12 protein-coding genes and 2 pseudogenes are annotated in these 14,415 nt (G+C 73.1%); 6 read left to right on the top strand and 8 right to left on the bottom strand.

The features are described 5' to 3' along the window. Positions 1-147 precede the first annotated feature (147 nt). A complete protein-coding gene (locus tag P1P75_RS15815; protein WP_319255679.1) occupies positions 148-1,392 on the bottom strand; it encodes an FAD-binding protein in 1,245 nt (414 codons plus the stop codon). Between the two features lie 146 nt (positions 1,393-1,538). Here P1P75_RS15815 and P1P75_RS15810 point away from each other — a divergent pair, with 146 nt between their 5' ends. Both P1P75_RS15810 and P1P75_RS15805 read left to right on the top strand, forming a co-directional pair. After that, complete coding sequence (locus P1P75_RS15810; RefSeq protein ID WP_319255677.1) at positions 1,539-2,891, top strand: radical SAM protein; 1,353 nt, start codon at positions 1,539-1,541, stop codon at positions 2,889-2,891. 395 nt (positions 2,892-3,286) lie between these two features. Continuing rightward, entirely contained in the window at positions 3,287-4,774 is a 1,488-nt protein-coding gene (locus tag P1P75_RS15805) for a cellulose binding domain-containing protein (protein ID WP_319255675.1), read from the top strand. Positions 4,775-4,959: 185 nt separating this feature from the next. Here the strand turns inward: P1P75_RS15805 and P1P75_RS15800 are convergent, their stop codons facing one another. The 4 genes from P1P75_RS15800 to P1P75_RS15785 form a co-directional block, all read right to left on the bottom strand. Next, positions 4,960-6,624: an alkaline phosphatase D family protein gene (locus P1P75_RS15800; RefSeq protein ID WP_319255673.1), complete on the bottom strand. Its 1,665-nt coding sequence runs from the start codon at positions 6,622-6,624 to the stop codon at positions 4,960-4,962. Positions 6,625-6,900: 276 nt separating this feature from the next. Continuing rightward, positions 6,901-7,854 (bottom strand): anti-sigma factor RsbA family regulatory protein, encoded by a 954-nt coding sequence (locus P1P75_RS15795; RefSeq protein ID WP_319255671.1) that lies wholly within the window; start codon positions 7,852-7,854, stop codon positions 6,901-6,903. Beyond that, complete coding sequence (locus P1P75_RS15790; protein WP_319255669.1) at positions 7,851-8,204, bottom strand: STAS domain-containing protein; 354 nt, start codon at positions 8,202-8,204, stop codon at positions 7,851-7,853. Before P1P75_RS15790 ends, P1P75_RS15795 begins: the two co-directional genes overlap by 4 nt. A 207-nt stretch (positions 8,205-8,411) precedes the next feature. Then, positions 8,412-8,624: a DUF4287 domain-containing protein gene (locus P1P75_RS15785; protein WP_319255667.1), complete on the bottom strand. Its 213-nt coding sequence runs from the start codon at positions 8,622-8,624 to the stop codon at positions 8,412-8,414. A gap of 423 nt (positions 8,625-9,047) precedes the next feature. Between P1P75_RS15785 and rsgA the strand changes: the two genes are divergently transcribed. From rsgA to P1P75_RS15770, 3 genes are all read left to right on the top strand, one after another. Next, the gene (rsgA, locus tag P1P75_RS15780; RefSeq protein ID WP_319255665.1) at positions 9,048-10,145 is read left to right on the top strand and encodes a ribosome small subunit-dependent GTPase A; all 1,098 of its coding nucleotides are present in this window, start codon (positions 9,048-9,050) and stop codon (positions 10,143-10,145) included. A 374-nt stretch (positions 10,146-10,519) separates the two neighbouring features. Then, entirely contained in the window at positions 10,520-11,908 is a 1,389-nt protein-coding gene (locus P1P75_RS15775) for an AlkA N-terminal domain-containing protein (RefSeq protein ID WP_319255711.1), read from the top strand. After that, on the top strand, positions 11,895-12,419 hold the full coding sequence (locus P1P75_RS15770) for a methylated-DNA--[protein]-cysteine S-methyltransferase (protein WP_319255663.1): 525 nt from the start codon (positions 11,895-11,897) through the stop codon (positions 12,417-12,419). Before P1P75_RS15775 ends, P1P75_RS15770 begins: the two co-directional genes overlap by 14 nt. 12 nt (positions 12,420-12,431) lie before the next feature. Here P1P75_RS15770 and P1P75_RS15765 read toward each other — a convergent pair whose 3' ends face one another. The 3 genes and pseudogenes from P1P75_RS15765 to P1P75_RS15755 all read right to left on the bottom strand — a co-directional run. Further along, complete coding sequence (locus tag P1P75_RS15765; RefSeq protein WP_319255661.1) at positions 12,432-12,809, bottom strand: PPOX class F420-dependent oxidoreductase; 378 nt, start codon at positions 12,807-12,809, stop codon at positions 12,432-12,434. A 104-nt stretch (positions 12,810-12,913) separates the two neighbouring features. Next, positions 12,914-13,396, bottom strand: a complete 483-nt coding sequence (locus tag P1P75_RS15760; RefSeq protein ID WP_319255659.1) for a DUF456 domain-containing protein — start codon at positions 13,394-13,396, stop codon at positions 12,914-12,916. A gap of 64 nt (positions 13,397-13,460) precedes the next feature. Further along, positions 13,461-13,879 (bottom strand): annotated as a pseudogene (locus P1P75_RS15755) (helix-turn-helix transcriptional regulator); the annotation flags it as partial. A gap of 142 nt (positions 13,880-14,021) precedes the next feature. Between P1P75_RS15755 and P1P75_RS15750 the strand changes: the two are divergent. After that, a pseudogene (locus P1P75_RS15750) lies at positions 14,022-14,415 on the top strand (hypothetical protein); the annotation flags it as partial.

Here is a 14,415-nt window from a genome sequence, read left to right as displayed (position 1 = left end):
CCAGCAGACCGGTACGCCGACGTGCCGAGGCCGGGACGGCACCGGCACCGGCGCTGGCACCAGTGCCGCGTCAGGCTATGACGTACGCCGCACTTCGACAAGGGGTTAGGAAAGGGGCTTTACAAAGTCGGGCCGGGAAGCGGTTGCTCACCTGCCGAGGACGTCGCGCACGAAGGCGTTGGTGAACGTGCCGGCCGGATCCAGTTCCCGGACCAGCGCCCGGAAGCCGTCGATCCGCGGATACCGTCCGCGCACCACGGAGGCGGGCAGCTCGTACACCTTGCCCCAGTGCGGCCGCGGCTCGAACGGTTCCAGTGCGGCCTCCAGCTCCCGCACCACCGGCAGCACGGCCGCCGTGTCGTCGGTCCAGGTGAAGTGCACGGCGACGGAGTCCCGTCCATGGGCCGGGCTCAGCCACTGCTCGTCGGCGGCGATGGTCCGTACCTCGCAGGTCTGCAGTACGGGGGCGACCGTCTGCCGGATACCGTCGATCGCATACAGAATGGCGGCGGCGTGCTCGCGCGGCAGCAGATACTCGCTCTGCAACTCGTTCCCGCTGCTCGGCGTGAACTCCGCGCGGAAATGCGGCAGCCGCTCGTGCCACGGCCCCGGCACCCCGAACTGCTCCGTGCAGTTGACCGCGGGCATCCCCGGCACCGGATGCAGCGCCTCGGTGGCCGGCGCCGCCCACGGGAAGTCGGCCTGTGCCTGGTCGGTGCGCCGTTTGACCCACACCTGCCGGAACCCGGGCGACCGCCAGTCGGTGAACAGGCTCACGCTGTACGCGGCCGCCGCGACCGCCTCGAAGTCCAGCCCGTCAAGGGGCAGTTCGGTGAACACCTGCTGCTCGACATCGAAGGCCGGCTCCAGGTCCAGGGTGAGCGCGGTGACGACACCGAGGGCGCCCAGAGAGGTGACGGCCCCGCCGAACCGTTCGTCGCCCCGCCCGATCACGACGGTGGACCCGTCCGCCGTGACGATCTCCACCTCCCGCACCGGCGCCGCGAGGGGACCGTTGCCCACCCCGGAACCGTGGGTGCCGGTCGCCACCGAGCCGGCCACCGAGATGTGCGGCAGCGAGGCCATGTTGGGCAGCGCCAGCCCGTGCGCGTGGACCCGCCTGGCCAGCTCGGCGTACCGCACGCCGCCGCCGACCCGCACCGTCCGCGCCGCCGGGTCCACCTCGACCTCGGCGGGCAGCGCGCCGAGCGACAGCAGTACCCCGTCCGCGCCCGGCTCCGCGATCGCGTTGAAGGAGTGCCCGCTGCCCAGCACCCGCACCCGTTCACTCGCCGCCACGAGCGAACGCAGTGCGTCGAGCGAGGCGGGACGGTGCAGCTCCTTGGCGGTGTACGTGATGTTGCCCGCCCAGTTGGTCACGGTCTCGGCCATGCGGTCGCCCTCCCGGGGAGATCGAGAAACCAGGAAATTCCCAGGTGGAACCTACCCTGCCGGCAACACGAGGCCCCCCGCCCCCGCCCCCGCGCGACCGGGGGCATACCGTGAGGAGTCGTACGCCTGAGCCGGGAGGAGAGACGATGGGCAGCCGTACCGCGCTGGTCGAGGATCTGATGAAGCGGTTTCCGCATGTTCCGCGGGAGGCCGTCTTCAAGGAGGACCTGCTGCGCGGTGGCGTGGCCTTCGACCCCTCCGCGCTCAGCGACAACGAGGGCGGAGAGGTCAAGCCCAAGTCGTACTTCATCTTCTCCTTCGACCACGGCACCCTCCCTGAGCTGGGCGAGGCCGCGCTGCGCCGCCCGCCGGAGGAGATCATCCTCATCGGCGGTCCCTACGGCCTGCGGCGCACGGTCGTCTCCGTCCGGGTGAACCCCGCCTCGCCGTACCGCGTGGCAGCCGGCGCGGACGGGTTGCTCGGCCTCTACCTCGACGGCAAGCGCATCTCGGACGTCGGGGTGCCGCCCATGCCCGAGTACTACCGGCACAAGCTCTCCAACGGGAAGTCCGTCATGGAGGTCGCCCCCACCATCCAGTGGGGATACCTGATCTACCTGACGGTCTTCCGGGTCTGCCAGTACTTCGGAGCCAAGGAGGAGTGCCAGTACTGCGACATCAACCACAACTGGCGCCAGCACAAGGCGGCCGGCCGGCCGTACACGGGAGTCAAGGACGTCGAGGAGGTCCTCGAAGCCCTTGAGATCATCGACCGTTACGACACCGCGAAGGTCTCCACCGCCTACACACTCACCGGCGGCGCGATCACCAAGACGGTCGCAGGGCGTGACGAGGCGGACTTCTACGGCCATTACGCCAAGGCCATCGAGGAGCGTTTCCCGGGCCGCTGGATCGGCAAGGTCGTCGCCCAGGCCCTGCCGCGCGACGACGTGCAGCGCTTCAAGGACTACGGGGTGCAGATCTACCACCCCAACTACGAGGTGTGGGACCGCCGTCTGTTCGAGCTGTACTGCCCTGGCAAGGAGCGCTACGTCGGCCGCGACGAGTGGCACAAGCGCATTCTCGACTCGGCGGAGATCTTCGGCGCGCGCAACGTCATTCCCAACTTCGTGGCGGGCGTGGAGATGGCCGAGCCGTTCGGCTTCACCACGGTCGACGAGGCGATCGCGTCCACCACCGAGGGCCTGCGTTTCTTCATGTCGCAGGGCATCACCCCGCGGTTCACCACCTGGTGCCCGGAGCCGACCACTCCGCTCGGCAAGGCCAACCCCCAGGGCGCGCCGCTGGAGTACCACATCCGCCTGCTGGAGGCCTACCGGGCCACCATGGACGAGTTCGGCCTGTCCTCGCCCCCCGGCTACGGCCCGCCCGGCCCCGGCCGTGCCGTCTTCTCCGTCAGCTCCTTCATGGACAGCCTGCCGGCGAACGAGCCCTCGGCCGCGGAGGGTGCCACGAAGGACGAGCCCTCGGCGGTCTGAGAGCGACCCGATCCGGGTCTCGGCGGTGCGCGACGGGCCCGGAAACGGGTTTCGGCGGTGCGCGACGGGCCCGGACCGCGTTTCGGCGTCTTGACGCCGGCCTGATCCGGTCCCGGCGGTAACAGGTGCGGACAGCGGTTGAGAAAACTTCCACGATAATTTCCACCGCGTTGAGTCGCAGGGCGGTCCGCGCCCGTACTGATGGTCCGGGAGACCTCGGTCGTGAACCACGCGGCCGTACTCTCCGGCACATGTCATGACATTCGTCCTGACATCTGAACAGGGCGCTTGTCAGTTGTGCGGGAGTCGTGAAAAGCTCTGGCTCTGCCGCGAGGTTCCCCCCAACTCCATTGCCGACATGTTGAGTTGACCTTGCTTGTGGATGCAGGAGACTCATGCCCGACCTGCCGACCCCCCAGGACGCCGCCGAGGCCGCGCTCTTCTCCGAGTGCTGGGACGCCGCCCTGTCGTACGCCGACCTGTGCACCTCCGGGTCGACCGCGGCCAACCAACTGGCCCGCGAGGCGTTCGCACTCGGCATACGCGAGGCCCGCGCGGCCGAGGACAGCACCCGGCACGGAGCCGGCCGGCGCGCGTCCCGGCTCCCCCGGATCCCCCTGCTGCTGACGGCCGTACGCACCACGGCGGCCGCCTGGGAGGCCGCGGGACAGGGCCACAAACTCGACCCCGACCTGCGCCTGTGGCTGAACTCCGGCAAGGCCGCCCGGTACACGGGACCGCCCCTGCGCCGGCCCATCGCCCTGCGCGGGCTGCGTGACATGCAGGAACCGGACGCCGCGCTGCTGTGGCTGGCGGAGGTGGAGGCGCTCCCACTGCGCGCGGTCGCCCGCCGGCAGGGGCTGGACCCGGCCGCCGCGATGGAGGAACTCAACCAGGTCCGCGGCCTGTTCCGGGACCGCTGCCACCGCAACCATCTCGACACGCCCATGGACGCCGAGTGCCGCAGCTACGTCCGGCTCCTGGACGCCGTCACCCGCTCGCCCGTCGCCGAGACGCCCGAGGACCTCTCCCGCCACCTCGCCACCTGTGTGGAGTGCGCGGAGGCCGCGGCCTGTCTGCGACTGCACGGCGGCGGGCTGCCCGCGGCGCTGGCCCAGGGCGTGATCGGCTGGGGCGGACTGGCCTACCTGGAGCGCCGTCGCCGCGCAGCCGAGGTGCGGATGGGCGCCGGCCGTCCCGCGCCCGACCCGGACGGTGAGTGGGGCGACCCCGCCGCGAACAAGGCGCGCACCCTGCGCAACGGCCTGCTCGTGGCCGCCGTCCTCGTCTCCGCGCTGGCCCTCGCCGTGTCGCTGATGCCCTTCGGCGAGAGCGACGACTCCGCGAAGGGCGGCCACCCCACCGACAGCACGCCGGTGGCCGGCGCCGACAGCCCGGCGGAACCGTCCGCCGGGCCCGGCACCTCGCCGTCCTCGACCGACACGGGCACCGGGACGCCTTCCGGTACGCCCTCCGGCTCGCCGAAGCCGTCCGGCGACGGTACGCCCTCGGCGACGACCCGGACCGACCCGGAACCCCAGGGCACCTCGTCGCCCACCGAACGTACGGCGGCGTGCGAGGTGGTGTACGACCTCGTCAACCAGTGGCCCGACGGCTTCCAGGCCACCGTCACCGTGACCACCGCCGAGGCGCTCGACTCGTGGCGGGTCGCCTGGTCCTTCCGGGACGGCCAGCGGGTCGACCAGATGTGGGATGCGGCCGTGGCGCAGAACGGCCCGCGGGTCACCGCCTCCGCCGCCGACTACAACAAGGACGTCCCGGCGGCAGGTTCGCTCTCCTTCGGCTTCCTCGCCTCCTGGCAGAACAAGAACACGGCACCGTACGCCTTCAGCCTCAACGGCGAGGCCTGCACCCTGTCCTGACCTGCCGCCGGGCGAAAGGACCGAGTCGCACCGCCGGGTGCCCTCGGCGTCGAAACCGATGTCGGAAACAGCGTCTGGGGACAGCGTCGAAACCGGTGTCGCAACCGACGTCTCGGAACGGCGCCGAAACCGATTGCGAATACGGCTGTCGAAACCGGCTGTCGAAACCGGTTGCGAAACCGGCGTCACACAGCCGTCAGCCCCGGATTGCCCGCCTCCGTGACGAAGGACGCCGCCGTGGAGACGGGGGAGCCCGGGGTCGTCACCGCGGCCAGTGTCCTGAAGTCGGCGCGTGCCGTGTCCGGCGTCAGCCGCACCCGGACATAGCCGCGCCGCCCGTCGTAGAAGCGCAGGTGCGGGTTGGCCGTGAGGTAGGTCTGCCAGTTGGCTGGCCGCTCGGTGCCGTCCTTGCCGCTGGCGACGGACGTGGCGACGATCTCGGTGCCGAGCGTTCGCGACGTGGGATCGTCGAAGTCTGCCTTGATGTCGAAGGCATAGCCCACGTGGACGTCACCGGTCAGCACGACCAGGTTGCGCACCCCGGCTGACTGCGCCCCGGTGAGGATGCGGCCGCGGGAGGCGCGGTAGCCGTCCCAGGCGTCCATCGACATCTTGGCCTGCACGTCGGTGGACAGTCTGCGCTGGGAGAAGCAGACCTGTTGCGGCATCACGTTCCATACGGCGTCGGACGCCCGCCAGCCGTCCAGCAGCCACCGTTCCTGGGCCGCGCCGGTCATGGTGCGTGCCGGATCGTCCGACTCGGCGCCGGGGATGTGCTGGACGTCGCCGTAGGCCTGGTCGGAGCGGTACTGGCGGGTGTCGAGGATGTCGAACTGTGCGAGCGAGCCCCAGTGCAGACGCCGGTAGAGCGGCAGGTCGGGTCCGACCGGCGCCCGGTCGGCGCGCAGCGGCTGGTGCTCCCAGTACGCCCGGTAGGCGGCGGCCCGGCGCAGCAGGAACTCTGCCGCCGGGCTGCCGTGCTCGTCGACGGCGCCGGCGTAGTTGTTCTCCGTCTCGTGGTCGTCCCAGGTGACGACGAAGGGATGGGCCGCGTGTGCGGCGCGCAGGTCGGGATCGCTCTTGTAGAGGGCGTACCGCAGCCGGTAGTCCTCCAGGGTGACGGTCTCCCGGTCGAACACCGCGGGCAGCATCCGGTCCGTGTAGCCGCGCGCGCCGCCGGCCGAGTTCACCGGGTACTCGTACAGGTAGTCCCCGAGGTGGAGGACCATGTCGAGGTCCTCCTGCGCGAGATGCCGGTGCGCCGTGAAGTACCCGTCGTGGTACGCCTGGCAGGACACGGCCGCGAAGGTGAGGGCGCCGGGGGCGGTGCCCGGCGCGGGGGCGGTGCGGGTGCGGCCGGTCTCGCTGATCCAGGCGCCCGTCCTGAACCGGTAGTAGTACGGCCGTCCCGCGTCGAGGCCGGTGACGTCGACGTGCACGGTGTGGTGGTACTCGGGCAGGGCGAGGGCGGTCCCGCTGCGCAGGACCAGGCCGAAGCCCTCGTCCTGCGCGAGTTCCCACTCGACGGCGACGCTCTGCCCGGCCAGGCCGCCGCCCGGCTCGTACGGCGCCGGAGCGATCCGCGTCCACAGGACCACGGAGTCGGGCAGCGGGTCGCCGGAGGCGATGCCCAGCGTGAAGGGGTCCTCGGAGATCCTCGCCGGGTCGAGCCGGCGGGCGGCGGCCGCGCCCCGCGCGGGGACATGGGTGGCGAAGGCGAGGGCCGCGGCGGCGGCGGTCAGGGTCAGGAAGCGGCGGCGGCCGAAGTGCCGGGCGGCAGCCCGCAGTTCTGGGCCGTGGAGGGCGGCGGGACCGGAGAACGGGACGCGGTGACGGCCGATCGGACGCATGGGGCTCGGCTCCCGTGAGGATCAGGGGGCGTCTGCGGCCTCGGCGGCCGGAGCCCGCGGCGCGGGCTCCTAGATGCTAAGCGGACAATCCTCGTAATCCCGGCAGGTGTGACGCTTCTTCAGAGCCGAAGGCCGCCGGACGGGACGGCGGGGCCCGCGGCACCTTGACGTGGCGTCAGCCACCTCGGGCTTGACGTGGCGTCAGCCACCTCGGGCTTGATGTGGTACCAGCCCATCGCGCGCGGTGGGGATCGCGCGTGTGGGCCGCGGGTCCCGCTACAGGCCGAGGTAGAACCGCACGGTGGTGCCGTCCGGTGCCGTATGCAGACGAACCAGGTCGGCCAGGTAGTGCACCAGCATCAGCCCCCGGCCGCCGATCTGGCCGCGAGCCGGCGGCCTGCGGCCGGCCAGCGGGTCGGTCAGCCGGCCCCGGTCGCGGACCTCGCACACGACCTGCCCGGCCTCGGCCCAGATCCACAGCGTGCCCTGGCCGCCGCCGTGCACCACGCTGTTGGTCGTCAGCTCCGCGACCGCCAGTTCCGCGTCCTGGAGGCGCTGCCCGCCCAGGCCCAGCCGTGCGGCCCGGCCGACGGCGAAGTGGCGCACCTCGGGCAGTTCGGCGGGGCCGAAGGAGAGGACGGCGGCGTTCGGGGCGGGCACGAGAACCTCGTTGTACCGGTCCACCACGGCCTGCCAGTCGTAGGCGTCGCTGGCCCGCTCGCGGCCCTCGGCGATCAGGGTGGGGTGGGTGATCCGTGCGTCGGCGAGTACGTCGGGGTCCAGCCGGGCCTCGTCGTAGGGGCACAGGATCGTCACCGCCCGGCCTTCGAACGCGGCGTTGATCAGCGCCTCGTGCTGCGCGCACGCCGGGTACTCGACGGAGCTGCGGCCGGCCCAGACCGGCTCCCCGATGATCCGCACGCGCGCGTGCGGGTGGGCGTCGGCGAACGCGCGCAGGACGCCCGGGATGATCCGCCCGGGGTTGCGGCCGGCCTCGGTCATGTCCAGGAGGAGGACGTCCTCGGCGTCCGGCCCGAGGCCGGCCGCGACGAGTTCCAGACGGGGGCCGGGGACGGCCACCGCGACGGGCTCGCCGAGGGCGAGGCCCTCCCGGACGAAGGCCACCGTGTGGTCGGCGTACTCCCGCCCGTCCCGGTAGAACAGCGCCGGATGGGCGAACGCCCCGTTCTGCTCGCCCTTCTCGTCCTTCCTGTCCGCAGCGGTCGTCATCGCGGCGCCACCTCGATCCCGGGCAGCGCCGGCCAGAACATGGCCAGCACGCGCGACAGTTGCGGTGGCGGGTACTCCACGACGACCCGTCCGCCGGGCAGGTTCATCGCGGTGACGGCGAGCGCCGACACCCCGGCCACGTCGACGAAGCCCACGCGGGACAGTTCCACGTACGACACGTCCGCGTGCCGTCGGGCCAGTCCGGCCAACGCCTCCTCCCAGGACGGGCGGGTGGCGACGCCGATCTCGCCGCTGACGCGGATTCCGGCACGGCCGGACAACCGGCTCACCTCCAGCACGGCACCGCCGTGCGCGGGAGCGGGATTCCTCACGTCGCGTGTGCCCTCCATACTCGGTCTTCTCCGGGGGCCGCCGACCTCCCTCGTCCCGGTGGGGCGAGGACGGAGGCGGCGCCTCCTGCGGCCACGCGGCCCGGCGCCGCGCGGCGGCACGGGCGGGGGGCGCTCCGCCCGTGCCGTGCGGCTTCCCCGGCAGCGCGCGGACATGCCTCCGCGTCCCCGTCCCACTCAGGTGTCCCACACGGCGGTGCGGCCGGTTCAGCCGCCGGCGGCCTCCGCGAGGGTGTACGCCACGAGGGCGTTGGCGTGGCCGTGCCCGAGACCGTGCTCGGACTTGAGCCAGGCGACCAGCTCCATGTGCCGGGTCAGCGGCGAGGCGCGGATCAGCTCCTGCCACTCGGCGATCGGACGGCCGTACTTCTTCTCGATCGAGGGGAAATAGCTGGCGGGGCCCTTCACGGGAGCGCTCATGGCGGTGGCGACCTTTCTGCGGTTCCTGCGGTTCCTGCCGGTTCCCCTGTCGGGACCGTCGCTGTTCATGACCGCGGGGGGACGTGGAAGTCACCGCCCAGATCATGTGATGTGCGCCACTCGACTGCCGCGGCAGTCCCGGAACAGGCCGGGGACGGCCGGGGAGGAAATCGATGGCATCCGCCCCCGCCGCGCGCCTATGCTGACGGGGCCTCATCCGGCGGCCACCGGCCGTGAAACGGGTGACGCGGAGAAACCGGATCAGGAGGTGTGACCGATGACTGTCGCCGACACGGGTGCTGTTCGCAGCCACCAGACGTTCGTCCATCCCACCTCCGCGGTCTCCGGCTGACCGACACGAGCCACACGAGCTCTCGCGCGCCTCGAGCGCGCCGCCGGGACCGCCCCTGTGAAGGGTCCCTCTTGAATCTCTCCACCTCCCCTGCTCCGTCCCACCCGCTGACCTCCTACGGCTGGGACGAGCGATGGGCGGCCGAGTTCGCCGTACACGCCGAGCGGGGTCTGCTGCCCGGCCGGGTCGTCCGCGTAGACCGCGGACAGTGCGACGTCGTCACCGGCGGCGGCGTCGTCCGCGCAGACACCGCCTTCGTCACCCCGCACGACCCGCTGCGCGTCGTGTGCACGGGAGACTGGGTCGCCCTCGACACCGAAGGCAACCCGCGCTACGTACGGGCGTACCTGCCGCGCCGTACCGCCTTCGTGCGCTCCACCTCCTCCAAGCGGTCCGAGGGGCAGATCCTCGCGGCCAACGTCGACCACGCGATCGTCGCCCTGTCGCTCGCCGTCGAACTCGACCTCGGACGGGTCGAGCGGTTCCTGGCGCTGGCCTGGCAGTCCGGCGCCCAGCCCGTCGTCGTGCTCACCAAGGCCGACCTCGTCACCGACCCGGCCACCCTGGCCCACCTCGTCGAGGACGTCGAGAAGAGCGCGCCCGGTGTACCCGTCCTCACCGCCAGCGCCATGGCCGGGCAGGGCGTCGGGGAACTGGCCGCTCTCCTCGGCCGGGGCACCTCCGTGCTGCTGGGGGCGTCCGGCGCGGGCAAGTCGACTCTCGCCAACGCGCTCGTCGGCGAGGACGTCATGGATGTGCGGGCCACCCGCGACATGGACGGCAAGGGGCGCCACACCACGACCACCCGCAACCTGCTGCCGCGGCCGGGCGGCGGGGTCCTCATCGACACACCGGGACTGCGCGGCGTCGGGCTGTGGGACGCCGGGCAGGGCGTCGGCCAGGTGTTCGCCGAGATCGAGGAACTCGCCGCGCGCTGCCGCTTCCAGGACTGCGCCCATGAGCGCGAGCCGGGCTGCGCGGTGCTCGACGCCGTCGAGAACGGCGAACTCCCCGTCCGCCGGCTGGACAGCTACCGCAAGCTCGTCCGGGAGAACCAGTGGATCGTCGCCAAGTCCGACGCCCGGCTCCGCGGGGACATCCGGGACGACTGGCAGCGCAAGCAGGCCGCAGGGCGCGCCGCCGGGCGTGCCAAACGCGCGGGCTGGTGAAGGGCGGGGCCGTTCGGGCCGGACCCGCCAGGTGGGCCGGGCCGGACGAAGGCCCCGCGGGCCGCCGCCCGGACGGGACACCGGGCCGGTCAGGGGGGAGACCGGACGGGTCAGGCGGGCCGTTGCCCGGACGGGACGAGGCGGTCCGGAAGGGTCGGACGGGACACCGGACCGGTAAGGAGGGAGACCGGACGGGTCGGACGGGACACCGGACCGGCCGGTCGGACGGGAGACGGGAAGGGGCGGGCGGGACACCGGCCGGGACAGGCGGGGGACCCCGGCCGGACAGGCGGGAGACCCCGGTCGGGACCGTCACCGCCATGTCCGATTTCCGCTAGCGACATCCTCCGTGCGGGCGAAGACTGGGACCCGTGATGGACGAGGAGAGCAGGTACGAGGCGGTCCGCAGCCGGGATGCCCGGTTCGACGGAGCGTTCTACTTCGCCGTCGAGACGACCGGCATCTACTGCCGGCCCAGCTGCCCCGCCGTGACGCCGAAACGCCGCAACGTGCGGTTCTTCGCGACGGCCGCCGCCGCGCAGGGCTCGGGGTTCAGGGCCTGCCGGCGGTGCCGGCCGGACGCCAGCCCGGGATCCGCCGACTGGAACGTGCGCGCCGACGTCGTGGGCCGCGCCATGCGGCTGATCGGCGACGGGGTGGTGGACCGGGAGGGCGTGGCCGGACTCGCCGTACGCCTCGGATACAGCGCACGCCAGGTGCAGCGTCAGCTCACCGCCGAACTGGGCGCGGGACCGGTCGCTCTCGCCCGTGCGCAGCGCGCGCACACCGCGCGGGTACTGCTCCGGACGACCGGACTGCCGGTCACCGAGATCGCCTTCGCGTCCGGCTTCGCCAGCGTCCGCCAGTTCAACGACACGATCCGGGCCGTGTACGCCGCCACCCCCACGCAGGTACGGGCCGCCGCCCCGCGCCAGGACCGTACGGCGGCCGCAACCGGAGCCGGCATCCCGCTGCGGCTCGCCCACCGCGGCCCCTACCTCGCCGGCCCCGTGTTCGACCTGCTGGAACGGGAGGCCGTGCCCGGGGTCGAGGAGGTGAGCGGCCCGCCTGGCGGGCGGACCTACCGCCGGACGCTCCGCCTCCCCTACGGCACCGGCATCGTCGCCGTCGAGGAACGGCCCGGCCACACAACCGGCGGCGCCGTCCACCCCGGCGGCTGGCTCGACGCGCGCCTGCACCTCACCGACCCGCGCGATCTCACCACCGCCGTCCAGCGGCTGCGCCGGCTCCTCGACCTGGACGCCGACCCGTACGCCGTGGACGAACGGCTCGGCGCCCACCCGCGGCTCGCCCCGCTCGTCGCCGCCCGGCCCGGACTGCGCGCGCCGGGCGCCGCCGACCCCGAGGAGTACGCGGTGCGGGCGCTGGTGGGCCGCGCCGAGGCCGCGCACCTGGTCCGCGCCCACGGCAAGACCCTGGACGCGCCCCGCGGCGGACTCACCCACCTCTTCCCCGGACCGGACGCCCTCGCCGGCACCGGCGGCCCTCTGGGCGCGCTCGCCACCGCCCTCGCCGACGGCACCGTACGGCTCGACCCGGGCGCCGACCGGGACGACGCCCAGGAGGCGCTGCTCGCCCTGCCCGGCCTGGACGGACGTACCGTGGCGCAGATCCGGGCCCGCGCCCTCGGCGACCCCGATGTCGCGCCGCCCGGCGCCGACGTCCCCGACAGCTGGCGTCCCTGGCGGACGTACGCCCTTCACCACCTGCGTGCAGCGGAGGAACCCCATGTACTTCACTAGCGTCGACAGCCCGCTCGGCCCCCTGCTCCTGACCGCGGGCCCGGACGGCGCGCTCACCTCGCTGTCCGTCCCCGGGCAGAAGGGCGGCCGGACCGTCCAGGACGACTGGCGGCCGGACGCCGGCCCGTTCCGCGCCGCGCGGGAGCAGCTCGCCGCCTACTTCGCCGGCGACCTCGAGGAGTTCCGGCTGGAGCTGCGCGCCGAGGGCACGCCGTTCCGCACCCGCGTCTGGGACGTCCTGGACACCGTGCCCTACGGCGCCACCACGACGTACGGCGAGATCGCGGCCCGCGCCGGAGCCGCGCGGGCCGCCGTACGGGCCGTCGGCGGGGCCATCGGCGCCAATCCGCTGCTCATCGTGCGGCCCTGCCATCGCGTCATCGGCGCCGACGGCTCACTGACCGGCTATGCGGGCGGTCTCGAGCGCAAGGTGCGGCTGCTCACCCTGGAGGGGGCCATGGCGGGAAGCCCGGCGGGAGCGCCGCGGAAGGCGGCGGACCTCGGCGTCTAGGAGCCTAGGAGGCTAGGAACCGTCCTCCTCCAGGCCCCAGCTGTGGATCCGGTGCGGACGGATCAGGATGACCTCCTGGCTGAAATGCGGCCCGAGGCCGTGCGGGCCGGTCAGCAGCTCCGCCTCACCTCTGATGTCCACTCCGCGCACCCGCCACGGGCGCTCGCTCACGATGTCGTCCACCACCAGGGCGACCTTCGGGTTCCGCTGGAGGTTGCGCCACTTCTTGGTGGTGCCCATGGCGTGGCCGCCGACCAGGATCGTGCCGTCGTCCTGCGGGTGGAAGCCCACCGGGTTCGCCTGCGGCCGGCCCTGCGGATCGACGGTGGCCAGCCGTCCCAACCGCTGCGACCTCAGATACGCGCGCTCGGCCTCGCTGAATTCGGTCATGTCCAGTAGCGAACCACGACCCCCGGGTGTGGCACATCGGCTCCTGGGTCCAGGACCTGAGGACTACACCGCACCGACACGAGACCCGCCGGGAGCCACCGGGATCAGCCCCACAGCACCGCCCCCAGCCACGCGCCGGCGATCAGCAGGCAGGTGAAGAGTTCCGCCAGGATGCTGGAGCCGCCCGCCCGCATCACCGTGCGCAGGGAGGCGCGGGCCGCGTCGGGGCGGCCCAGGCGCAGCCGCTCGGACAGATAGACACCGCCCAGGAAACCGGGGATCGCGCCGAGCACCGGCACCAGGAAGAAGCCGAGGAAAGCGCCTGCTCCGGCGTATGCGGCCATCCGGCGGGTGGCGCCGCTCGTCTTCAGACGGCGCGGCGGCAGCGCCCAGCGCACCACCTGGGACAGGAACAGGGCGACCGTCGCACTCACCAGTACCAGCCAGGCGACCGGCTGAGGATCCTTCAACGCCCACCACAGAACCGCGGCCCACACCAGCCACGATCCGGGCAAGCCGGGCACCAGCACTCCGCACAGGCCGAGCAGGATGACCAGCCCGACCAGCAGGAGTTCCCACGCTCCCATCTGCCCAGCCTGCCGGAAGCGGACACGAGGGGCAGGTCGAGAGAGCGGGATGCGAGGCGCCCGGTCAGCGCTCCCGGCTCACCCGGCCGCGCTCGTGCGCGTGCCGGCCCAGCTGGGCCGGGTCGTCGCACCGGTCAGTTCCAAGAGGCCCTTCACCCGGCGTTGCACGTTGCACGGTGCGCAGCCCCACGTCGAGCCGTTCGGCGACGCGCGCGTCGGTCAGTCCCGCCGGAGCAGGGGCAGAATCTCCGGATCGGCGCGGTCGGGACCGTCCGAGCTCTCCTCGTGACACCCCGCTCACCGAGCCGCAGGCGGGAGGGCCTGCCGCCACACGGACTCGAACAGGCCCGACAGCAGCTGCAGCAGCCCGCCGGGGTGCACCACCGGCGCGGCGGGCTCCGCCGAGCGCACCGTCAGCGGCACCAGCGCCGGCGAGCCGTCCGCGACGACCGGCTGCGTCGGCACCTCGTCGACGACCCGCACCGGGCGGTTCTCCCGTGGGGGGTGGGGAACCGCCCGGCGGCGCCCACCACGCGCCGCTCGCACGTTTGTTCTCCGTGCGGGTGTCGGCGCATTTTCCCGATGCCCCGTTTCCCCGCGGCCCTCGCGGTGGACAATCAGGGACATGAGCCAGCAGGGGGGAAGGCCCACCGGTCACGAGGATGACTGGTGGGGCCAGTTGTACGACGACACCACCGAGGACACCGGCCCCACGGCCGCCGCGGACTCGCTGGACGACAGATTCGCGTCGGCGGCGGGGACGGTGCGATCGGGCGCCCCGGCCGACGCGGATCCGGCCGGGCCGGCCGTCGGTCCGGTACCGGGTGCGGCGGCGGGCAGGGCGCAGGCCTCGGTGCCGGGGCCGCGCCGGGAGCCGACCGAGCGGGCCGACTGGTGGGCGGAGCCGACGGGGCGGCAGCAGCCGTCGTCGGCCGGGACAGCTGACGACGGCCCGCCCGACGGCCCGCCCGTCAACCGGCCCGACAACCCGCCTGGCGGCCCGCCCCACAGTCCCCCGG

The organism is Streptomyces sp. ID05-39B (genome assembly GCF_033794725.1).
GTDB classification, from domain to species: domain Bacteria; phylum Actinomycetota; class Actinomycetes; order Streptomycetales; family Streptomycetaceae; genus Streptomyces; species Streptomyces bobili.
Note: the sequence above shows the minus strand (reverse complement) of the source record. Positions and strands in the feature narration are given on the sequence as shown.